Origin of the sequence: Alkalitalea saponilacus (assembly GCF_900168165.1) — a bacterium.
Taxonomy (GTDB): Bacteria; Bacteroidota; Bacteroidia; order Bacteroidales; family Marinilabiliaceae; genus Natronoflexus; species Natronoflexus saponilacus.
On sequence record NZ_FUYV01000001.1, the window covers coordinates 350,217 to 374,805 of the forward strand.

The window sequence follows — 24,589 nt, forward strand, 5'->3', positions numbered from 1 at the left end:
TCTGTTTAAAGTTTAAAGGTTGTGGTTTTGATGGTTTTCTGTTCTCCGATTACCCTGTCACCTTTCCACCGGTTGAAGGTTAATACCACTAATCAGCACGAGCTTAGCAAAACTGGCTGCATGGTCTTGTTTTACTCTTTTACAGCATTTTGATATTCGGCACTCATCTCCCGGGGCGAATAGATATATAAAGCATTGCCGAGCGGATCATTTATCGAAAATGCGCGATCGCCCCAATCGTGGTCTGTAATTGCTTCGATGAAAGGGATACCTGTTTGCTGTATTTTAGCATATTCACTGTCAACATTGTCAACATTCAGATTCAAAGTCAAACCCCCTGAGAATGCTTTTCCGGTCGCTCCATATTCGGGTTTTATAAACGACAGGAAGATGTCAGGATTCACATGGCTTTGGAATTGTATGGTCACATACCATTCGCAGTCGAAGGTGATTTTTACATTAAAATGACGAACATAAAAGTCAACACACTCTTTAATTTTGTCAGTGTGGATGGTAATTGATAGGTCGTTGATCTTCATAATGCTTTATTTTTATTGCAAAAATAGTCATAGGAACTGAGGTGGTTGGTGTAAAAATCCGACATTATTATTTCAGTTCACAAGGAACTGTTCCGCCAAATTTCTTGAAATCTTTTATCAGATGGGAATGATCAAAATAACCACAATCAATGGCGGCTGAGTACAGACTCTCCTGCGGACAATGCCTCAGATGATTCAGAGCATGTTTGAATTTTATGATTCGACTAAATTTATTGGGGGAGATTCCAACTACTGCTTTAAATTTACGTTCCAACTGACGTTCGCTCAAACAAGCTATATCTGCAATTTTTGTTACGGAAATTTGTCCGTTGGCTTTACGGATGTAATCAATAGCGCTTTCAATGCGTTTTTCCGGTGTAAAGGCGTATGGCAATCGGCTTATCAGAAAGTGCTCGATTTTGGTTATGCACTCTTCTATGGTTGGTAAATCAGAGAGCCTTTCATGAAAATCTTTTTCAAATAAAGTATCAGCTAAAGTCAATTCAATAAATTTATTGGTTAAATCATCAATTGGCATTCGGGTAAAAGCCGTTATGCCTGCCGGTCGAAACCGAATACCGAGCATTTGAATTTTTCCCGATTGAAAGGCAACATCTAAATAGGAGGTAATTGTTCCCACGATATAAAAATGGCGGGAATTCGTGTGACTATCTCTGCTGGTACTGCCCAAACTTAAAATAATATCTACACATCCATCAGGGAGTATCCGTTGAACAATGGGCGACATGCCGAAATTCTCGGAAATCCAATAGACCTCTATGAGGTGACTCAGGCGCTTATCGGGGAGGTATTCGTAATACATGTGTTAAATTAAGTATTTTGTTCGAATATATGCAATAATATTCGAAAAAATAATATTGCACATCTTTCAAATTCTTTACTTTTGTTAAGTAAATCACAAAAGTGTGTTTGAGATTTATTTTTTTATAACGCTAATCCAATTCAAAATGCAAACTCCAATTCTTCTCAGAAGCAGTAATTACATCCACCGCTTATCCCATATGGCTCTCAAGTGCGAAAAAGCACTTAATTATTTGTCAGTTGACATAATTCCTGCTATGTTTTTTTATAATAATCATTCTCTTATGAAAACCTGTCCCAAATGTAACGCCGAAATTGAACCCAATTTCGAAATATGCTGGAATTGCAACTACAGTTTCACAGAAAAAAAGCATCTGGATTTTAAAGATGCGAATGCCGGTAAAAAGGAGGTGGATTGTTTGCGATGCGAAATTCCGTTGGTGTATGCCGGTAATTACAAATTTTACGAAGGCAGTCGTTTAGGACTTGCCAGTATATGGACTTCTTTGTTTCTGAACCGTGAGAGTTTCGATCTTTATGTTTGCCCTAAATGCGGAAAGGTGGAGTTTTTTACGCCAGTTTCTTAAAATAATAGTTTGTTAATCTTTTTTATTTACTTGATTATCAAATGCAAGAGAACTTATAGTCATGTTGTTCAATTGGTTGATAATAAAAAGCTTGCTTTCCTCTAATATCTAATGATCTTAATCCCGATGTATCGGGACTAACGATCTATTGTTAAAACTCACCCGATGACTATGCAATGAAAGGTTGAATCATCTAATAACTAATTCTCCCAAATGTGGTTTTAAAATATTAGATTTCAAAAACATTAATCTTATACTCATAAACTATGAAACCTTTGATCAAACCAGTTTTAGTTGTAGTTTTTTTGTTGCGACATTAAATGCAAAAACCGGGAATCCACTAATTGGAATGTGGAGAATGATTGAAACAGCGAACCGATTTGAAGCATACTTGGCGGATGGTACATTTAGAACTTATGAATTTTAAGGTGATGGCACTTTTCTCGGTTTGATGTTTACACCAGATGAGCCAAGGTTTTACAATGCAGTTGAATTTTTCCTGGTTGACGATACTGCAATGGTCACCGTGCAACATGATCTGCATCGAAGAAAAGAGGGTGAGAGGTACTGTAATGCCTTGATTCTTTCGTTATGAGCTTTCGTCTTCCTTGCTCGCAACATAAACTAAAAGTAACTTTAGTCGTTTCTTTTTTTAAAAAAGAGACAGTAGTTTTTAAATATCTGACACATCGTTTGATAATTAATTGCAATTTTTGAAACGTCGTTAAATGTGTTTGCAGCTATCATCTATTCCTTTAATGATGAATTTCTTAGTTGTTTGTTTTTTCGCTGTAAGCCCAGTCTCTATTTAATTGAAACGTTTTAAATATTACTCAAATGATGATTAAAAGATTTTACTGGTTGTTGCTGGCGGTGTTGTTTTATTCTACTACGAGTTGCCAAACAGAAGAAGGTTTAGTATTACATTATGACTTTAGCAGAACCACCGGTTCTGGTAATGTAGTGCGCGATGCCAGCGGAAATGGTTATTCCGGAGAAGTTCACAATAACGCATTTTTTGAGTCTCTGGGAAGAATAGGAATTCTTAACCTTGGCAGTGAAAATGGTTTTCTTGATATGGGCGCCAAAACCGGAGAGTTAATCAGCAGCCTTGAGGATTTTACTGTCGCTACTTATTTATATGTTGATGAGTTAACCGATCTTACAGCACACGGTAACTTCTTGTGGAATTTTGGAAACTCAGACAATCTGGCCGTTGAACAAAATGGTTCTATGTTCTTTTCAGCACGAACAACAGGATATACAATCTCTCGCCAGCATTGGTCCGGAGAGCAGGGTGCTGCTCGTTTACTCACATTTCCAAAGGGACAATGGCATCACGTTGCCTATGTTCAAAAGGGCAATATAGGAACTATATATTTAAACGGATCCCGCACCGCAGAGAGTTCTGTAACTATTTTACCTTCAGTGTTGGGGAAGACGACTCATAACTACATCGGAAGATCTTCATATAGAGGAGATGCATTTCTTAGAAATGCAAAAGTGGCGGATTTCAGAGTTTATAATCGCGCATTGAGTAATGAGGAGATGGAACGGTTTAGGAATCTTACCAATAAACTTCAAAGAGCGACCATTGATAAGCAGCTAAAATCTGCTGCACAAACCGCCTTGCCAGGCAGTTTTGCCAACGTAGTAGAAAATCTTGAGTTGCCTTCTGTTGTTGAGTATGGCGTTTCTGTAAAATGGAGTTCATCCAAGCCGGATGTTTTGTCTGATGAAGGCGCAATAAACCGTCCAGCGGAAGGTTCAAAAGCTGCGTCTGTTACTTTAACAGGTTTGTTTACAAAAAACGGGCAATCTTATTCAGAGAAATACACAGTAGTTGTTCAGCCATGGCTAAGTGAAAGAGCTTCTGTTGAGAAGGATATTGAAAATATTACACTCATAGGTAACGTAAATAACCTTCGCACTGATATGATTTTGCCTGTTAGTGGTATTGAGGGAACGACCATTCGATGGGAGTCATCTCATCGCGAATTTTTATCTGACAATGGCAAATTAATTAATTTGTCTCCAATTGGAGAAGGTAAAAAATTGGTGACTCTTACGGCTCATGTTTCTAAAGGGAGTGAGTCCAAAACCCGTGATTTCGAGGTTTACGTGGCAGAAGATGAAGGGTATGTGGCTTATTTATTCTCTTATTTTATTGGAAATGGCCCGGGTGAAGAGGCTATTTTCTATTCCATAAGTCATGATGGATATAACTTCAGGGCTCTAAATAACAATCGACCAATTATTACCGCCGACACCATAAGTGCGCGTGGCGGGGTTCGTGATCCACACATCTTAAGAGCGCCCGATGGATATTTCTACATGGTTGTTACCGATTTATATGTACCAAATGATGGTTGGTCAGGTAATGATGCCATGGTGTTTTTAAGATCCAGTGATTTGGTTAACTGGACGCATGCAAAAATAAATATCGCAGATAAATTTGAAGAGTTTAGCGATGTTCTTCGGGTCTGGGCTCCTCAAAGTTATTATGATGAAGAGAAAGGAAAAGTTATGGTATACTGGTCTATGCTTCAGCCGGGAGGCTATGACATCATATACTATGCTTATGCAAACGAAGATTTTACCGGGCTGGAGACTGTACCTAAGCAATTACTGTATCATCCCGATGAAGTAGCATGTATTGATGGTGATATCGTTTATAAAGACGGAGTTTACCATCTGTTTTTTAAAACAGAGGGAGCAGGGAATGGTATTAAAAAGGCTGTTTCAGATCGTTTAACAGAAGGTTATGTGGTACAAGAGCCATACTTACAACAAACAAATGATGCTGTAGAAGGATCATGTGTCTATCGTTTAATTAATACTGATACGTATATTTTAATGTATGATGTTTACTCAAGAGGATCATATCAATTTACCAAATCTACCGATTTGGAAAATTTTGAAGTGATCGATCATAAAATATCAATGAATTTTTACCCAAGGCATGGTACTGTTATTCCTATTAATCAGGAGGAATTGAATAACATTATGACCAGATGGGGGAGGTAATTAGATTGGGTTAATCATGAGAAAAGCAGAAATGTGCTCAGTCACACTTCTGCTTTTTGTTTTTGTTCATTATTACCTCGGGTGTTACTATTTGAAACAATTTTGTCGAAAACGGATTAGATGTTTTAAAGTATATGATATTTGTTTAAACTAAAATTAACAAACTTTGAGTTTGATTGATTTAATACGAGACCTTATGATATTACGTGATGTTTTTTTTAGAGCATTTGTGCTGATTTTTAGCTTTACAATAGTAAATGCTGAGAATAATAACGGTTTAATTTTACATTATTCCTTTAACGGGGATAATGTCAGTGGAAACAACATTTACGATGAATCAGGCCAATTCCCGGCTCTGCTTTCAAATGATGCAAAAGTAGAGGAATTAGGTGATTTCTTTATTCTAAATCTTGGAAGTAAAAATGGATATCTTAATCTGGGGGCTTCCGTTGGTGAGGTAATAGGAGAATTGGAAGATTATACAATCGCGACTTATGTTTTTATTGATGCAACCACAGACCTTTCTGCCCATGGCCAGTTTGTTTGGAATTTTGGGAATTCTGATAATATGGCGAGTGATCAAAATGGGACTATGTTTTTCTCTGCCCGAACCACCAGATTTGCAATTTCTGAAACGCACTGGAGCGGTGAACAATCGATTAATCGTAATTCAGCGTTCCCTAAAGGGGCATGGCAACATCTGGTTTATCGACAATCAGGAAATACCGGTACAATTTTTATAAATGGCGAATCTGTTGTATCCGGTAATATAACGATTACTCCCTCTGCTTTAGGAAACACCACACATAACTATATCGGGAAGTCCGCATATAGAGGCGATGCCTACCTGAGAAATACCTTACTGTCTGATTTTCGAGTTTATGATTCGGCGTTAACCGAATCTGAAATAATCAATTTAGAGTCAAACAGATCCAATTTGCAACAGGCATTAGTATTGCGACAACTCGAAGATGCTGCAAATGAACTGTTAATTGAAAATATCGACAAAGTTCTTACCGACCTGACATTGCCTTTGGTAATCGGTAATATTGTGGTAGAGTGGGAATCTTCTGCTCCTCATTTTATTTCTGAAACCGGTGTGGTTACTCGTCCCGATATAGGTGAAGATCCGGTTGAAGTGGTGCTGACCGCAGTTTTTTCTAAAGATGGACAATCGTTCTCTTATGATTATGTTGCCACTGTCTATCCGTGGTTGTCCGATCACTCCTCTGTTGAAACGGATGCAGACAACATCACGTTGGAAGGAAATATTAATAATCTGAGAGCAAATATAGAGCTTCCACTTACTGGAACTGAAGGAACAACCATAATATGGTTGTCTGATCAGCCCGTTTATTTATCCGACAACGGGATTCTAATAAGTCTCTCGCCTCATGGAGAAGGCAAACAGCTGGTTAATCTAACTGCAACCATTTCGAAAGTAACTGAATCAATGGTTCGTAACTTTGAGGTTTATGTGGCCGAAGATGAAGGTTACGATGCTTATCTCTTTGCTTATTTTCTTGGTAACGGGCCGGGTCAGGAGGCTGTGCATTACGCCATCAGCTACGATGGGTATAATTTTACTGCACTCAATAACAACGATGCAGTCATATCTCCTGATACCATTAGTTCCCGGGGAGGTGTTCGTGACCCTCACATCCTTCGTGCCCCCGATGGAATGTTTTATATGGTTCTTACCGATTTGTATGTACCCAATGACGGGTGGTCTAATCATGCCATGGTTTTTCTTAAATCTGAAAATTTAATTGACTGGACTCACTCTGTTGTCAATATCCCCCAAAACTTTAGTGAATTTCATGATGTAACAAGAGTATGGGCGCCTCAAAGTATTTATGACGAGGCAGAAGAAAAGATCATGGTTTATTTCTCAATGCGACAGCCGGGAGGATACGATATTATTTATTATGCCTATGCCAATGAAGATTTTACAGGATTAGAGTCTTCTCCACAACAATTATTGTATCATCCGGATGAAGTGGCTTGTATTGATGGCGATATTGTTTATAAAGACGGTGTATTTCATCTGTTTTTCAAAACAGAGGGTGCCGGCAATGGGATTAAAAAGGCTGTCTCAGATCAATTAACTGAAGGCTATGTGGTGCAAGAACCGTTTTTGCAACAAACCAACGATGCTGTTGAGGGATCCTGTGTGTATCGCTTAATTAACACCGATACTTATATTCTAATGTACGATGTTTACATGCGGGGAACCTACCAATTCACGAAATCCTATGATCTGGAAAACTTTGAAATAATAGATCACCTGGTTTCGATGGATTTTTATCCTCGGCATGGCACGGTTATTCCTATCACGCAGGTGGAGTTGAATGCGCTAAAGGCAGCTTATGATGACGAATCCACGGCAATACGGAATTCTAATTTTAAGAAACAGAACTTTTTGATTTCCCCAAATCCAGCCAGCGACTATTTATTGATTACTCATCCCGGTTATTTAAATGACGAAGGTGTAATTTCTGTTTATAATTTGTCCGGATTGAAAGTGATGGAAGCAGAGGCAGGTACTGATGAAACGGTTTTAAATGTGAAGCATTTAAAACCAGGGTATTATCTGGTTCAGTTATCAAAAAGAAATGGGGAGAGTGAGGTTATAAAGATTTTGCTGAAATAAATGTTTTGACATAGATACTGTTTAAATTTATATCGAATCAATTTAAAAGATTTTTAGACCAATAGAAAAGACAAAATAGAGTGCCAGTTGTGTCTAATAATCTTTTTAAACTATTCGATCTGTCTAATCCCGATTTATTCTACAAAATCCTTTAAAATATAAATTTAAACAGTTACTAAGTAAAGATTGGCTGTATTGTCTTGAAATATAACTGTTACGATCCAAAATTAGAAATGAAAACGCATCTTGAGTAACAAGTAATTTTTACAATGATAATGATAAGTATGAAAACTCTATTTTCACTTTTAAGTATCTTCATTTTTTTTGCTCTGTCAACAAATATAAGTGCAGAGAAACGAAAAGATTGGGAAAATCAACATGTTTTTGATATTAATAAGGAGAAGCCGCGCGCTTCGTTTTATTCATTTCCATTGCTCGATCAGGCACTTACTTTCAACAGAGAGGAGTCTCCATATTTTAAATTGTTAAACGGCACCTGGAAGTTTAATTGGGTTCCTAAGCCTGGCGATCGTCCCCGTGATTTTTTTATGGAAAGCTATGATGTTTCAGGCTGGGATGAAATTGAAGTTCCATCTAACTGGGAGCTTAATGGTTATGGAGTCCCTATATATGTAAGTGCCGGGTTTGGTTTTACCAACGACCCACAACCGCCCAAAATTCCACACGATAATAATCCTGTTGGATCTTACCGCAAAGACTTTAATATTCCTGATGATTGGTCAAACCGTCAGGTTTTTATTCATCTTGGCGCGGTTACTTCGGCTATGTATATATGGGTAAACGGACAGAAGGTAGGTTATTCTCAGGATTCTAAGCTTCCTGCTGAGTTCGATATTACACCTTACATCCGATCCGGAAGCAATACACTTGCGCTTGAAGTTTATCGTTGGTGTGATGGTTCTTATATAGAAGATCAGGATTTCTGGCGATTGTCTGGTATCGAAAGAGACGTGTATCTTTATTCAACACCAAAATTCAGAATCCGAGACTTCTTTTTTAAAACAGAATTGAAAAATGATTTCCGGGATGCTGAGGTTAAAGTAGAGGTCGACCTAAGAAATCATTTGAGATCAACAGAACGTGGTTCTGTTGAAATCAAACTCATAGATGGTGATCAGGTTGCTCTTAAAACGACCGGTCAGGTAAGATCAAACGGGAATGATGATACACAGATTGTGCTTGAAGGTTTTTTGCAAAACATCAGATTGTGGAATGCCGAAGAACCTGAACTTTATACTCTCGCTGTCACTTTAAAGGACAGAAGAGGACGTGAACTTGAGTCTTTGGCTGTTAAAGTTGGCTTCCGTGAAGTGAAAATAGCAGGTGGTCAACTGTTGATTAACGGGAAAGCGGTGCTTTTAAAGGGTGTAAACCGCCATGACCACGACCCATTTACCGGTCATGTTATTTCTGAGGAATCAATGATTCAGGATATTCTTCTGATGAAGCAGAATAACATAAATGCGGTAAGAACAAGCCACTACCCGAACGATACCAGATTTTATGAATTGTGCGATAAGTATGGACTTTACGTGGTTGATGAAGCAAATATTGAATCCCATGGAATGGGATATGGCGAAAGAAGTCTTGCAAAAGATACCACCTGGATGGCTGCACACATCGATCGTACCAGAAGAATGGTTGAACGGGATAAAAATCATGCTTCGGTGATTATATGGTCGCTTGGAAATGAAGCCGGAAACGGATCCAATTTTGAAGCTACATATGATTGGATTGTAGCCAGAGATTTAAGCAGACCGGTTCAGTACGAGCAAGCTGCCACTGGCAGGAATACTGATATTGTGACTCCCATGTATGCAAGAATCGACAGACTCGTAGGCCATGGAACATCTATACAGGATCGTCCTCTTATTTTGTGTGAATATGCACACGCTATGGGTAACAGTGTTGGAAACCTGCGTGATTATTGGGACGTCATAGAAAAGTATGAAAACCTTCAAGGAGGATTTATTTGGGACTGGGTTGATCAGGGACTGGCAAAATACAGTGACGACGGAACTCTTTATTGGGCATATGGAGGTGATTTTGGACCTGAAGGAACCCCTTCAAGCAGCAACTTTTGTATGAATGGGCTGGTAAGACCGGATCGTTCCCCCAATCCATCGCTTCATGAGGTAAAACATGTTTATCAGTATGTGAAAATAGAACCGGTACCTTTTACATCTAATCAAATAAAAATTGAAAATAATTATGATTTTGCTTCTCTTGCTCGTTTTGATTTTCGTTGGGAGGTAAGATCCAATGGCAAAACAAAATTATCTGGAGTTATTAGTGCGCCTCACATTAAAGCAGGAGAGAAGAGTCAATACGTGCTTCCACTCGAAAATCTGAACATAATTCCCGGAGAGGAGTATTTTGTAGTTATCAGAAAGGTTTTAAATCAGGATTGGGGCATTCTGTCAAAAGAACATGAATTGGCAGCATTTCAGTTGGAAATTCCAAATACTGCTGGCGAGAAATATTACCCTTCCTATGAATCTCTAAATTTTCAACGTGCTTCGGGAGAATTTAGGTATAGCGGAGACGATTTTGAGATTGCATTCAATCAAAATACCGGAGAATTATCTTCATGGATAAGTAACGGGTTGGAGCTAATCGATAACGGACCGAAACCAAACTTTTGGAGGGCTCCCAATGATAATGATTATGGTTATCAGATGCCGCAATTGTTGGATATTTGGCGACATGCAGCAGACAGTGCTCGAGTGGTAAGAGTTGAAAGTTCTTCAGTTCAAAACGGGAAGGCCTCAGTTACGGTTGAGTATGCACTTAATCGTGATGCGGGAGGTTGTGAGCTAACATATACGATATACGGTTCCGGCGATCTCATAGTGCGAATGCGTTTTAAACCGGGGAAGAATGATCTGCCAGTATTACCACGATTGGGCATGATGATGTCATTGCCCGGCCGATTTAATAACCTGACATGGTATGGAAGAGGTCCCTGGGAGAATTACCCTGATCGAAAAACTTCCGCTTTCATCGATCTATATCATAGCACCGTAGCCGATCAGTTGGAATGGTATCCTGCTCCACAGGAGAATGGTTATAGAGCCGATGTTCGTTGGTTGAAACTGACCGATGATGATGGCAATGGCTTTCTTATAGAAGGTGAGGAGTTAATTGGTTTCTCAGCTTTGAATTTCACGCCTGAGGACTTTACGCTTCCAGGACGAGGACAAATCCATACCATTGATCTTAATCCCAGGGATGAGGTTTATCTAAATATCGATCATAAAGTGATGGGTGTTGGAGGAGACACCTCCTGGGGAGCGCGTCCGCATGCAAAATATTCCATAATGCCGCGCAATTATGAATATCAATTCAGAATAAAGGCCATTGATAAAAATGATAATATCAAAACTGGGTTTGATTTTTTGAAATAGAAAACAAAGAGGGGTGAATCTCTCTGGATTCATCCACATAAAGTGAATTGCATAATGCTTCTTAGGAGAGCATTATGCAATTCTTTGTTAAGAGTTTTTTTGACTTTTCAGAATTGTTTTTTAAATTTGAGTTTACGTTCTTTTTAATAGGTCTTTAGTCTCTTTATTTACAGATATGTAAACTGGTGTTGGATGCGCAGTTCGCAAAAATATCAAGAATATGCTATTATCTAATATCTAGTATACTAATCACAAGGTGTTCGGAACTAACAATCTATTCATTTTATACAAATTTAACTTTAAACTCAAATTATGAAACTTGCTCTAACCCTATTGGGGATGTTGTGCTTTGTTGCAACACTACACGCCCAGACAGTAATCGAAAATCCTTCCGTTGGAGGTGCAAATGTACCTTATGCTAAAATTGAAAGAGTCACACTCACCGACACTGCTACCATTATCGATTTTAAAACAGAATTTATACCTGGCTGGTGGATCCGGGTTAACGACGATAAAACTTTTATTACAGATAGCAGCGGCGGCGATGAACTTTATGTCAAGGCTGCTGAGGGGCTTATTCTTAATGAGCAGCACTGGACTCCCGAATCAGGTGTAAATATCTACTCGCTAATTTTTCCGCCGTTGAATAAAGACGTGGAAAGCTTCGATCTTATTGGTGAGAGCTGGCGTTTTTTTGATATACGCATTTGTGCCGATAACAATGATCTGTTGAATTTCCCTGAATGGGTTCGCGGAAACTGGCTTGCAAGTGATGGAAGTAATAACTGGAAATATGGGTTTTACAAAGATTGTGTTATCTACGATAACACAATCTGGCGAGATGTGGAATTCGAGGAAGACGGAGATCAATTAAAGATTATCCTTAAAAAAGACGATAAAAAGGTTAATCTTTTTGCTCAAAATGCCGGTGACCAATTATTGAAAATTGGTGAAAGTAAGGATCACGTGGCTTTGGTCAGTCGTAAAGAGACTAGAGTCAGTAGTTACACCATACCGAATAATCATCCATATAGCGAACCATTGTTGGATAATGGAATCGCTGTATATCAGGGTTATATAGAAGGTTATCATCCGAAAATGGGGGAAACTGGAGTTGTTTATGTGAACAACCTGCTTACATCTGAGCAGGAGAGCCATATTGTATTGATAAAAAAGGATGGAACATTCTCTGTTGAACTACCATTGATGCATCCACAATCAATATTTATTCGGTTGTTAGATGTTAATGAGGTCGTTTTTTTAGAGCCGGGCAAAACATTAACCCATTTTATTAGACTGAGCGAATACACCAATTATCGCCGAAATTACCAGGAGTTTGCAAATCGTAAAAGGCAATCACTCTTTATGGGAGATTTGGCAAGAACCAATTCAGATTTGGCGTTGATGAGTCCCATTAATTATGTCGATCATGGTCATTTGAGGGACAGAATTCATGAAATGTCCCCCGATGAGTATTATCAATATTATATGAACGCCATGAATAATGAAATGGCAAATATGCAAAGATTAAATCAAACCACTGATTTATGTGCCAAAGCTTTGCAAATTATGAACATGGAGATTCCTATGCGAATTGTTTCCGGTTTACTTGAGTATAATTGGATGAAAGAGTCGGCATATCGGAGAGTGCATGATATTCCCCGTGAGCAGAGAGAAATTGATTTGGAACCGCATTTTTTTACACCAGAAGATTTTGAGTTTTTACATAATTACGATTTAAACACCCAACTGAGTCTTATTGTATATTCCTACTATATTTTTTTAAACAGAGTTGGTTATTATCAAGGTCCTAGTAATGAATCAGAACGAAGAGTAATGACTTACTTGCTGGATGTTTTGGAAGATGCTAATGTTGCCCTTTCTGATGAAGAACTTGCGTTGGTTGAAAAACTGATGGCCTGCTCTGATGATGATTGTCTGAATGATGTCGTTCAGGCCGACTCTTTGTTGTGGGAGGAGTTTTATGCTAAAAATGAGGAGCATGTTCAAAAAGCCGTTATGCAATACATCGTGACCAATGAGAATGAAGATAGAAATAAGGCTATTGAACAATTATTTGGCATTTCAGGGGGGCTGTTCGGAGATTTGATGTTATCTCAACGACAGAATCAAATAATGAAGTCAAGAATGCAGCCAATGTCTGACCAGGATAGGGAATTGGTAGAAACGGAAATTGAAACCCCCTTTATCCGGGAATACATATTGGCGCAAAGTGATCGGTTGGTCAGAGAAATTGAAGAAACCATGCTGGCCAACAAATCCAAAACCGGTTATGTTATTAATAAAACTCCTGAGGGAAAAGGAGAAGCATTGTTTGACGCCATTATGGAGAACTATAAAGGAAAATTGGTTTATGTAGATTTCTGGGCTACATGGTGCGGCCCTTGTCGCTCCGGAATGGAGAGAATAAAGCCTCTTAAAGAGGAGCTTGCCGATGAGGACATTGTATTTGTTTATATCACAAATCCTTCATCTCCTGAAAGTACATGGGAATTGATGATTCCAGATGTAAAAGGTGAACATTACCGGGTAACGCAGGATGAGTGGAACTATTTCTCAAGCATGTTTGGCATCAGTGGAATTCCGCACTACCTATTGGTTGACAGGGAGGGGAATGTTGTCAGAAATAAGATTTATAAGAATAATGAGGCTTTGAAAACTCTTTTTAATGAATACCTTTAAAAATGGGTTAGTAAGTATCGCTATAACATTCAATAAAAAACCGGGGGCTTCCCCGGTTTTTGTATTTACTTTCGTTTTGGATATCAGATTTATTTGTTTTCTAATGATTTTTCGAAAATTGAAACCCTTCCAGAATATCTTTAAGAGCCGGATAGCCAATCTCCTGAAGGTCGTAGTGAACACGTGCTGTAGGTTGTTTAATTTTAACAATCCGACTAAGGTCTATAGGAGTTCCTATTATAACGGTATCACAGGGTGTGGCCGAGATGGTTTTTTCCAGATCATTTATTTGTTCTTTCCCATAACCCATGGCAGGAAGTAATATACCAATATCCGGGTATTGTTCGAAAGTCTTTTTGAGTTTTCCTGTGGCATAAGGTCTTGGGTCAACAATTTCTGCGGCTCCATATTTTTGTGCTGCCACGGTGCCGGCACCAATTTTCATTTCACCATGTGTTAGGGTGGGGCCATCTTCAATTACGAGAACCCGCTTGCCTTCAATAAGTTCCGGGTGGTCAGATTTAATAGGGGAGGCTCCATCTACAATTTGTGCCTTTGGGTTTACTTTTCTGATGTTTCTTCGGACTGTTTCTATATCATCGCCGTTGGCACTATCAATTTTGTTGATTACAACCACATCGGCCATGCGCAGATTGACCTCTCCGGGATAGTACGACAATTCATGTCCCGGCCGGTGCGGGTCGGCCACGGTTACCATCAGGTCGGGTTTGAAAAATGGGAAATCGTTATTGCCTCCGTCCCACAGAATGACATCACATCCATCCGGATCGTTTTCTGCCTCTTTTAAAATGGCTCCATAATCAACTCCGGAGTATATCACATTGCCTCTTACAACGTGAGGTTCGTACTCTTCCATTTCTTCGATGGTGCAATGGTGTTTTTCCAGATCGGAAAGATTTGCAAACCGCTGAACTTTCTGCTTAGTCAAGTCGCCATAGGGCATGGGGTGACGAACGGCGACCACTTTTAACCCTTTTTCCATTAAATGCTCAATGATTCGCCTTGATGTCTGGCTTTTTCCGCAACCTGTACGCGTGGCACAAACCGCGATTACCGGCTTGTTGCTCTTTATCATGGTGTCGTTTGGCCCAAGGAGCATAAATGCAGCTCCGGCGGCATTTACTATGGCAGAGGTGCTCATCACTTTATTATACGAAATGTCGCTGTATGAAAATACGGCGATACCCACCTTCATCTCCTTTATTAATTTGGGAAGCTCATCTTCCGAGAATATCGGGATGCCGTCGGGATAAAGATTCCCTGCCAGTTCCCCCGGATATTTTCTCCCATCAATATCAGGAATTTGAGCAGCTGTAAAAGCCACCACTTCATAGTCTTTGTTGTCCCGAAAGAAGGTGTTGAAGTTATGAAAGTCTCTTCCGGCAGCGCCTATTATTATAACCCTTTTACCCATACAACTTATTGTTAGATTAAAGAATGTTGAGATGTGATTCCGTTTATTTCCATTAAAATAAATATAGCTATTTTTTTGTTATAGAATGAATTGCTTTTGTCATGCCAAAAACTGTTAAATAACAGTTTTTGGTATTGTTTATGTTAGAGGTTAATTTCTTATATTACAAGATGGTATTGATTATTCTCCCCTGGAGAATTTAAAACATAATACAGAGGCTTCATGAACTATTTGGCACATCTTTATTTATCCGGATCTGAGCCGGGGGTTAAGGTTGGCAACTTTATCGGCGATTATGTCAAGGGTAAACGTTATCAGCGATACTCTCCTGCCATACAGAAGGGGATTTTATTGCATCGCCGGATAGATTCATTTACCGACAAGCATCCGCAGTTGAGGGAAAGTGCAAAGATGTTTAAACCTGAATATGGAAGGTATTCCGGGGTTGTTATGGATGTTGTATATGATCATTTTCTGGCTGTTAATTGGGCGCGGTATTCAGATGTGTCCTTGAGGAAATTTGTGAGCGAATCTCATAAAATTTTAATGAGATACTATTTTTCGCTCCCCGGTGTGGTAAAGCAGTTTTTACCATTTCTAATCCACAGTAGGAGGATGGAGCAGTATCAGTATCTTGAAGGTGTTGAGAAAACGTTGAAGGTAATGGCAGGCCATACTTCATTGCCAGACCATAGTCAGTGGGCTGTTAATCAATTAAGCATCTGTTATAATGAGTTGCAGGAATCATTTTTTCAGGTTTTTGCAGATACAATGGTGATGGCTGATGACTACCTGAACGTTCAGCCTGTAAACAATTGCGCTTGATTTGAAATCACCCCGGCCAAACGGCTTTTACAAATCGGTCTTTTCCTGATAAATCTTTTATTACTATTGTTTTTTTGTAGTTTTTAGCATCAAGCAGTTGGCAAACTTCTTTCCCAAACTTTTCGTTTATCTCGAAATAGATATAGCCCCCCGGCAAGAGAGCTTTGGCTCCAAGCGTCGATATGGCATCATAAAAAAGCAATGGTTCGCCATCTTCCACGAAGAGAGCCAGATGAGGTTCGTAATTTAGTACATTGTTATCCATTACTTTCTTCTCACTGTTGGTTACATAAGGTGGATTGCTTACAACCAGATCATATTTTCGCAATACTGGAGGAGACGTAAGCACATCGGTTTTAGAGAAAATGATTTCAACATGATTCAGTTCCGCGTTTTCTTTTGCCAGAGAAATGGCATCATCTGATAAATCCCAGGTTTCCACATTCGCTTTCGGCCAATTTTTCTTCAGCGAGATTGGAATGCAACCTGTTCCGGTTCCAACATCCAGGATGTTGGAAATTTGATCGGAAAAGTCGTTTATAATCAGATGCACCAATTCCTCCGTTTCAGGTCGGGGAATGAGGGCTCTTTTGTCTGTTCTAAAAATGAGTCCCATGAATTCTGTCTGACCGGTTATATGTTGAATTGGTTCCTGATTCTGCAATCGTAAGATTGCAGAATCTAAAAAAATAATTTCCTGATCGGTAAGTTGCTCTTCCTTGTATGTGTGGAATTCGGTAAACGAATATCCTCTGAGGCAATTCATCAAAAGAAACCCAAACTGACGGATTTCATTCTGGTTGGTAATCCCATTTAATTTATATTGAAGAAGGGCGATAAACTCATTAACTGTTTGCATCTTTTTAGCGTTGCAGGGAGTGGGTGCAATAAAATTGTTTTTATTAAACCTAACACTCCAGTTTACGTTGTAAAAATAAACATTATCTTAGCAACAAGTACTTTTTTTATTAAAACATCCATGCTGGACAATCAACTAAAAACCGATCGGAAATATATGCGCCGATGTCTCGAATTGGCCATTCAGGCAGAGGGTTTTACTTATCCAAATCCCCTGGTTGGAAGTGTTGTTGTGCACAATGGGAAAATAATTGGAGAGGGATTTCACCAAAAAGCAGGAAGTGCACACGCCGAAGTGAATGCCATTGAAACTGTTAAGGAAAAATCACTATTGCAGCAATCGGTGTTGTATGTAAATCTTGAACCATGCGCTCATTATGGGAAAACGCCCCCATGTGCATTGCTGATTAAGCAGCACAAAATTCCACGGGTCGTTATTGGGTGTGTTGACACTTTTTCGCAAGTTGCCGGAAAGGGTATAAAAATATTACGGGATGCCGGTGTTGATGTAGTAACCGGAATATTGGAGAAGGAGAGCAGGGAATTAAATCGCCGTTTTTTTACCTTTCATGAACAAAATCGGCCTTTTGTAATTCTTAAGTGGGCCGAAACCCGTGATGGTTTCCTTGATATAGATCGTGAAGTTGTAAAAGACAATCGCCCAAACTGGATTACCAATGATCATGCCCGTCGTATGGTGCATCTTTGGCGAAGCCGAGAACAATCCATCATGGTTGGTTCTATTACGGCTTTAAAGGACAATCCATCTTTAACTGTTCGAGATTGGTCAGGTCATCACCCCTTGCGAGTGGTGATTGATCGTGGGAATAAACTCCCGGAATATCTGGCTCTTTTTGATGGCGAAGCACCAACACTCTGGTTTACCGGTGGTGAGATTAACGATAAAAGGAAGGCGGAAAACATCGTTTTGCCCCAGAATAAAGTTCCCATCATTGAAGTTTTAGATGAACTTTATAAACGAGATATTCAATCGGTAATTATTGAGGGAGGGGCGCAATTACTCAATGCCTTTATTGAGATGGGATTGTGGGACGAAGCTCGCGTCTTCGTAGGAAACAGATGGTTTCAGCGCGGAATTAAAGCGCCACGTATAAACGTGGTGCCGCTTATGCATGAGCGTTTCGACGAGAGCGATCTGTTCGTGTACAGAAACAAGATACTTATTTAGATGGAAACCTTTCAGGACATAATAAACATCATTAATCCATTGGTTTTGGTGGTATATGTTATCACCATTCTAATTGTTGTGGTGTTTACTGTTCTTGAAAACCGTAGTCCTCTTAAAACCATTTCATGGGTTTTGGTGTTGATTTTTCTTCCGGTCATCGGGTTCATTTTCTTTATTTTTTTCGGACAAAATTTCCGAAAAGAGAAGATCATTGCGAGAAAAGGTTTGCGAAATCACGATCTGCTATCCAATCTTGCTCATGCACAAATTCATAGACTTTCAGAAGGAGAGATGTTTGATAATCAGGCCGTGGAGCAGAACCGGAATCTTATTACACTGCTTTTAAACAACAGCAATGCTGTTGTTACCGTTGGTAACAGCATTAAAATACTTCAAAACGGACGAGTCACATTTTCTGAGATCATTGAATCACTCCAAAAGGCAAAACAATTCATACATTTGGAATACTACATTTTTGCTGATGATAAGATTGGAGGAAAAATAAAGAGTATTCTTAAGCGTAAAGCCTCAGAGGGCGTCGAAGTTCGTCTTATCGTAGATGATGTGGGGAGCTGGGAATTGAAAAAGCCTTTTTTTGATGAGATGTGGCAGGCTGGTGTTCAGGCATACTCATTTTTACAGGTGAGATTCCCTAATCTTACAAGCAAAGTAAACTATCGCAACCACCGCAAGATTATTGTTATCGATGGTGAAGTTGGGTTTATTGGAGGCCTAAATATTGCCGACCGGTATTTGGATGGGAATGGTGAGGTGGGATTATGGAGAGATACCCATTTGAAAATAGAAGGAGATGCGGTAAAAACCCTACAGACGGTATTTTTAACCGATTGGTATTTCGTCAGTCAAACCGAGTTGAACGATCGGAAATACTTTCCAACCAAAGAGCCATTGGGACAAAAAATGGTTCAGGTTGTTGCCAGTGGGCCTGATTCCGACTGGCCGGGAATTATGATGGGAATTTTTCATGCCATTGCATCGGCCCGTAAATATGTTTATATCGCCACACCCTATTTTATGCCAAGCGAAAGCGTTTTGTTAGCGCTTAAAACAGCCGCATTGGGAGGAGTAGACGTCAGAATCATCATCCCGGAAAGAAGTGATGCTTTTGTCACTCTATTGTCTTCACGATCCTTTATCAAGGAGATGCAGGAAGCTGAGGTGAAATTCTACTTTTATCGGGAAGGGTTTTTACATTCCAAAGTAATGGTAGTGGATGATACCATTGCAATTATTGGGTCAGCAAATATGGATTTTAGAAGCTTTGAGCAGAACTTTGAAATAACCGCTTTTATTTTTGATGAAGAATCGGCTGTTGAAATGCGTGAGACTTTTATGGATGATATTCGTGCAAGCCGGCTCGTTGATCCGGAGGAGTGGAGTAACCGACCACTCATCGAAAAAACCAAGGAATCCTTTGCACGGCTGATGAGTCCTCTGCTATAGTTTTTTCTGGTCTGGATGCTCAATTGTCTTTAATGAGTATAAATTATTCTCCTAATTGTGTGAAATATTGCATATTGACTTTTTTTTTAGCGTAAAAATATTTAAAATTACATTCATATTTGTTAAATCAACGGTTTAGCGGTAATCGACAAACGAATAGTTGCTGTTTCATACATGGTTATGGTTGACGAAAGATCCCTGTTAGAACATCCCTTTTTAATGGGTGTTTTATCAGATGAGAGGCTCTATAACAGTTGACTGGTCTGGAAAATTCGCTATTTCCAATTAGAAAAGCAGCGATTCATCAAAAAATTTTGAGTAAAACAGAAATTAATGTTTTCTTTCAGAGTTATTCTAAAAGCAAAAGATATATTACACATGGGGCGGTGTTTGAGTTATGTAACAGGGTTACTTCTATTTTTGGGAAGTGTGGGTAACATTGAAGCCCAAACCCCATCGGCAGAATTGCTTGATGATGTGATAGAGGTGTGCGAAACAGGAGAGTTTCAGATTCGAATTCGATTTACCGGCGTAGAGCCTTTCAATGCCTGGATTGAATTTTCGGACGCCGATGAGGAGTCGGAGTGGAATGGAGAAAGAGGTCCGGCTTATGGCAATGTTGACGCAGGTCCTCCTCGAAGACTCTTGAGTGGAATTTATGATGACAATGCCAACATGAGCAATGGTGTCTATACTTATAATACAACCTTTGCCGATGGTTGGTTGAACAGAACCCGGGAAGTAAAGATCAATATCGTTGAGTTTTTTCATGGAGAAGTGAATGGAGACTGGATTATTGGTCAGGGAGAAAAGCAAAATATTATTGGAGAACTGTTGGTAATATCCCACCAAAGACCTGCTCCTTTTGCGGGTGACCCTGTTGACCAATGTGGCTACTCCACAGTTTTGAATGCACAACCGGATCCAGTCAGCACATCTTATTGGTGGGAGCTTATTGATGGCGCATCTTTTGGAGAGAATAATTCTGATTTTGAAAATCCCAATGCACTGTTTACTGTAGAAACGGATGGAATTTATGATCTTAAATTTCTTCAGGAAAACGGGGCATGTACCCCGGTTGAAAGTGAAGTTCAGGTCGTTTTAAAAGGTTCACCATCTGGAGAAATACGAACAAATTCAGAAGTTTGTGGTATAGGAGATGCTGAGGTTGAAATTGAGCTTCTACAGGGTTACGGGCCGATGGAGTTCATCTATCAATTAAATGGAGAGAACTTTATACGAACCGGAGACCCCGGCAATAGCTATTTGTTTTCACATGAGAATGTGCCGGGGAAAGCGGAGTTTCAACTAATATCCATTGAGGATGTTAATGGCTGTTTTGCCACGGAGGCACAACTTTCAGGTGAAGCCATAGTTGCTGAATTGACCCCGCAGATAAATGCAGGAGAAAATGAAATTGTTTGTGGAGCAACCTTTTCATTGAATGCTTGGGGAGAGCCCGGAGATGGAGCCTGGTCATCACAATCTGCATTTGCTACCTTTTCTGATCCCGATTCAGAAAATAGTCAGGTGGATGTATCACAATATGGAGACTTCGTTTTTACCTGGAGCATGAATAATGAGGGATGCGAAGCATCAGATCAGATTACCATCCGTTTTGTTGAGTACCCTGATGTTGTAGCTCAACTTATCGATGATCTTATTTGTGAAGGTGACGAAACCATCTTAACCTTCAATGCCCAGGGTAGCGGCCCATGGACTGTCAGATTAAATGATGATGACATCTCCTTTGGAACCACAGTATTTAACCAATCACTTGCTCCGGAACAAACCGAAGTTTACCATCTGCATAGCATCATCGATACTTATGGATGCGAAACCACATTCGATGACCTTGTTTTTTCAGTAAGCGTTGATGAGATGCCTTCCCCATACGCAGGCAACGATCGTGAAATCTGTGGAGAGTCAATCCAATTGTCTGCTGTACCTTCCGTCGGAATCGGAACCTGGAGTGGAAGCGGATCATTTGCCAATGCTTCTGATCCTACAACAGTGTTCTATCCCGATTCTTTTCACGAATTGGTCGCTCCTACTTTAAGGTGGACTGAAGTAAACGGAGTTTGCACTGCCTATGATGAAATATCTGTCACATTCTATCATGAGGTGGATCCTATGGATGTTGATGCCGGAGATGATATTGAAGTGTACCATCAATTCGCCATTAACCTCAATGCCATGACTCCTCCTTTAGGTGTTGGCACATGGGAAATCTTGAGTGGTGAAGGGAATTTGCTGAATTCAAATGATCCCAAATCCGAAATTTCTGGTTTAACATTTGGTTCGGTGGCATTAAGATGGACTGTAAAGAACGGTATTTGTCCTGAATTCTCGGATGAATTAACCATTGAAGTAAAAGGGCTAGTGCATCCAACTGGGTTTTCGCCCAACGAAATTCCGGATGGGTTTAATGACAGATTTGTCATTAAAGGTGCCACACATATATCCAACAACCGCTTGATGGTGTTTAACCAGGCCGGAGAGATAGTTTATCAAAAGCAAAACTATGGCGGCGACGATGAAAATTTCGACGATCCCGGATGGTGGGATGGAAAAGACTCCAGGGGCAATCCGGTACCTGAAGGAACCTACTATTTCGTTTTTACAGGTGATGGAATAGATCCGGTAAAAGATTATTTGGTCATAAAACGATAACTAAGTGTATACTATGATGAGGTGGTTATTGATTATACTAATGTTTATGATGGCTGTGTCAGAGATTAATGCGCAACAGAAATTGTTCATGAGCCATTATATGCATAACCAATTTGCCATAAACCCTGCTTTTGCCGGTTCCAGGGAAGTGCTTACTGCTTTCGGAGGTTATCGTCAGCAATGGACTGGTGCACCACGTGCACCATATGCTCAATATTTTACAGCTCATGCCCCTTTAAAAAACGAAAATGTTGCACTGGGGCTATCTCTTTATAACGAACAGTTTCCTATTGTAAGAAATTCAGGGTTCTCATTTGCGTATGCCTACCGTGTTAGAATGACCAATGGCAGCAGGCTTTCATTTAGTCTTAGCGGAGGAATGGAGTTTTCCAGTGCCAGTTGGGATGATGTTTCACTTCTTCAACCCGATGACCCGGTTTTTGGATATAATGAAACAGCATCCGAACCTCAATTGAGGTTTGGAGTTGCATGGTATAGTAGTAACTATTTCGTAGGATTTTCAATTGCCGATCTGTTTTATAAAAACATGTTCGACGAGGATTCTCCCTTTTTCGAGCCCGGAAAGTCTGATTACCTGATCACAGCAGGGTATCTTTATGATGTAAGCCAGACTTTATCATTACAACCCTCTGCACTTTTAAGATACAATCCCGATTTATCTACTACTTTAGATGTTTCGGCAACGGTTATCATGCATAATTTAATATGGGCAGGGGTTACTTACCGAAGTAATAATGAACTGATCGGTTTGTTGGGATGGCAGGTTTCTCCACAGTTACGGTTGGCATATAGTTATGACTATCCAACAGGAGATTTAAGCAACCTGAACAGTGGCAGTCATGAAGTTTCTTTACAATTTGATTTTGGTTATCGCATTGCAACAGTTAGTCCGAAGTTCTTTTAATATCAAACTATGACCAACGATAATAAATATAGTTTTAGCCTAAAGTGTGAGTTCTATTGTAAAATTAAACTTGCGGGTTTCTTTATGTTTATTCTCTTTACAATCAATCCTGCTTCAGCTCAGGAGTTAAAGGTTGAAAGTCTTAAGATTAATTCTGTATCTTCAGGAGAAATGGCTCCTTTCGTTCATGACTCTGTGATTTACTTTGTGTCTAATCGTAAAAGTACCATATTTATTAATGTTTTCAATCAGGACAACGAACATTTATACCGACTCTACAAAGCTCCATTGTTGCCTGATGGGCGCATAGGACGTGTAACTCCTTTTGAAGGCCTGGCAGGGAGTTTGCTCACTTCAGGACCAGTTACCATCTCCCCCAACGGGGATTTTATGCTCGCTACTCTCAATAAGTCAAGCTCTTTAAGGGAAGCACGATCTAGGTCGGGCTATAACCAATTGGGCATTTTCAAGCTGGAGAGACACGCCTCAGGTTGGGAAGACCCTACTCCTTTGCCACTGAATATTGAAGGCTATTCAGTTGGACAGCCATCACTGTCCCCCGATGGACGTCAACTCTATTTTGTGTCGAACCAGTCAGGCGGATACGGCGAAACAGACATATACCGGAGCGTTCTTTCTGAAAATGGTTGGAGCACACCTGAAAATTTGGGCGGAGTTATTAATACCCCGGGTCGTGAACTTTTTCCATTCTTTCATCCGTCCGGCAAACTTTATTTTTCTTCCGACGGCCATGGTGGTTATGGAGGTTTGGATATTTTCTATTCGATCTATGAAAATGGAGCCTGGAGTGAACCAATTGCACTGGAATCTCCGATTAATTCGCCATATGATGATTTTAGTTGTTTCATCTTTAATGATGAAACAACAGGTTTTTTCGCATCCAATAGGGATGGGATAGATAATATATTCAGATTTGAATATGAGTTGGTTTTTTGTGAACAAGCTTTAGAAGTTGTCGACGACAACTTCTGTTTTACCCTTTTTGAGGACAGTGGCCTTGATTCTGATACCATTCCATTGGCATTTAAATGGACCATCAGTGATGGTACTGAAGCCCTGGGAGCCGAAGTTGACCATTGTTTCCCAGGCCCCGGCAGGTACGAGATACATCTCAATGTAATAGATTCCATAACAGGCGAAGAGCAATATTCTGTTGCCAATTATGTGCTTGATCTGGAGTTAACAAAACAGGTTTGGTTTGAAATACCTGAAACCATTAAGGTAAATGAACCGTTAAACGTAATAGCCCAACTAAATGGATATGGAGAGGTAGGTCATGTTGAATATTTCTGGGATTTTGGAGATGATCACAGACTCAGGGGAGAATCGGTTCAACATGTTTTTACCAGAAAAGGGACTTATCGTGTACGTTGTGAAGCATACTGGGGTGACAATAAAGTTTGTTCCTACCGGACAATAGTGGTTGAATAAAGGAAACTG

Annotated in this window: 15 protein-coding genes; 11 read left to right on the forward strand and 4 right to left on the reverse strand. The window is 39.7% G+C overall.

Going from position 1 to position 24,589, the window contains the following annotated elements; genetic code table 11:
* Positions 1–131: 131 nt before the first annotated feature.
* The gene (locus B5X70_RS01225) at positions 132–539 is read right to left on the reverse strand and encodes a VOC family protein (RefSeq protein WP_079556028.1); all 408 of its coding nucleotides are present in this window, start codon (positions 537–539) and stop codon (positions 132–134) included.
* A gap of 67 nt (positions 540–606) precedes the next feature.
* Positions 607–1,362: an AraC family transcriptional regulator gene (locus B5X70_RS01230; protein ID WP_079556029.1), complete on the reverse strand. Its 756-nt coding sequence runs from the start codon at positions 1,360–1,362 to the stop codon at positions 607–609.
* Between the two features lie 145 nt (positions 1,363–1,507).
* Between B5X70_RS01230 and B5X70_RS01235 the strand changes: the two genes are divergently transcribed.
* From B5X70_RS01235 to B5X70_RS01260, 5 genes are all read left to right on the forward strand, one after another.
* Positions 1,508–1,948 carry a hypothetical protein gene (locus B5X70_RS01235; RefSeq protein WP_232468408.1) on the forward strand — a complete coding sequence of 147 codons (441 nt, stop codon included), beginning with the start codon at positions 1,508–1,510 and terminating at the stop codon, positions 1,946–1,948.
* Positions 1,949–2,785: 837 nt separating this feature from the next.
* Entirely contained in the window at positions 2,786–4,975 is a 2,190-nt protein-coding gene (locus tag B5X70_RS01245) for an immunoglobulin-like domain-containing protein (RefSeq protein WP_079556031.1), read from the forward strand.
* A gap of 196 nt (positions 4,976–5,171) precedes the next feature.
* The gene (locus B5X70_RS01250; RefSeq protein WP_079556032.1) at positions 5,172–7,628 is read left to right on the forward strand and encodes an immunoglobulin-like domain-containing protein; all 2,457 of its coding nucleotides are present in this window, start codon (positions 5,172–5,174) and stop codon (positions 7,626–7,628) included.
* Between the two features lie 284 nt (positions 7,629–7,912).
* Positions 7,913–11,056, forward strand: coding sequence for a beta-galactosidase, LacZ type (locus B5X70_RS01255; protein ID WP_159449972.1), 3,144 nt, complete (start codon positions 7,913–7,915; stop codon positions 11,054–11,056).
* Positions 11,057–11,368: 312 nt separating this feature from the next.
* Positions 11,369–13,759, forward strand: a complete 2,391-nt coding sequence (locus B5X70_RS01260) for a TlpA family protein disulfide reductase (RefSeq protein WP_079556034.1) — start codon at positions 11,369–11,371, stop codon at positions 13,757–13,759.
* 100 nt (positions 13,760–13,859) lie between these two features.
* Here the strand turns inward: B5X70_RS01260 and B5X70_RS01265 are convergent, their stop codons facing one another.
* Complete coding sequence (locus B5X70_RS01265) at positions 13,860–15,194, reverse strand: cyclic 2,3-diphosphoglycerate synthase (protein ID WP_079556035.1); 1,335 nt, start codon at positions 15,192–15,194, stop codon at positions 13,860–13,862.
* A gap of 222 nt (positions 15,195–15,416) precedes the next feature.
* Between B5X70_RS01265 and B5X70_RS01270 the strand changes: the two genes are divergently transcribed.
* Entirely contained in the window at positions 15,417–16,019 is a 603-nt protein-coding gene (locus tag B5X70_RS01270) for an acyl carrier protein phosphodiesterase (protein ID WP_079556036.1), read from the forward strand.
* 7 nt (positions 16,020–16,026) lie between these two features.
* Here B5X70_RS01270 and prmC read toward each other — a convergent pair whose 3' ends face one another.
* The gene (gene prmC / locus B5X70_RS01275; RefSeq protein ID WP_079556037.1) at positions 16,027–16,878 is read right to left on the reverse strand and encodes a peptide chain release factor N(5)-glutamine methyltransferase; all 852 of its coding nucleotides are present in this window, start codon (positions 16,876–16,878) and stop codon (positions 16,027–16,029) included.
* Positions 16,879–16,998: 120 nt separating this feature from the next.
* On the opposite strand from prmC, the gene ribD reads away from it, so the two are divergent.
* The 5 genes from ribD to B5X70_RS01300 all read left to right on the forward strand — a co-directional run bounded on the left by ribD (position 16,999) and on the right by B5X70_RS01300 (position 24,580).
* The gene (gene ribD, locus B5X70_RS01280) at positions 16,999–18,066 is read left to right on the forward strand and encodes a bifunctional diaminohydroxyphosphoribosylaminopyrimidine deaminase/5-amino-6-(5-phosphoribosylamino)uracil reductase RibD (RefSeq protein WP_079556222.1); all 1,068 of its coding nucleotides are present in this window, start codon (positions 16,999–17,001) and stop codon (positions 18,064–18,066) included.
* Positions 18,067–19,530: a cardiolipin synthase gene (gene cls / locus B5X70_RS01285; protein ID WP_079556038.1), complete on the forward strand. Its 1,464-nt coding sequence runs from the start codon at positions 18,067–18,069 to the stop codon at positions 19,528–19,530.
* Positions 19,531–19,863: 333 nt separating this feature from the next.
* On the forward strand, positions 19,864–22,203 hold the full coding sequence (locus B5X70_RS01290) for a T9SS type B sorting domain-containing protein (RefSeq protein WP_079556039.1): 2,340 nt from the start codon (positions 19,864–19,866) through the stop codon (positions 22,201–22,203).
* Between the two features lie 16 nt (positions 22,204–22,219).
* A complete protein-coding gene (locus tag B5X70_RS01295; protein WP_262481295.1) occupies positions 22,220–23,128 on the forward strand; it encodes a PorP/SprF family type IX secretion system membrane protein in 909 nt (302 codons plus the stop codon).
* A gap of 9 nt (positions 23,129–23,137) precedes the next feature.
* Complete coding sequence (locus B5X70_RS01300) at positions 23,138–24,580, forward strand: PKD domain-containing protein (RefSeq protein WP_079556041.1); 1,443 nt, start codon at positions 23,138–23,140, stop codon at positions 24,578–24,580.
* Positions 24,581–24,589: the final 9 nt, after the last annotated feature.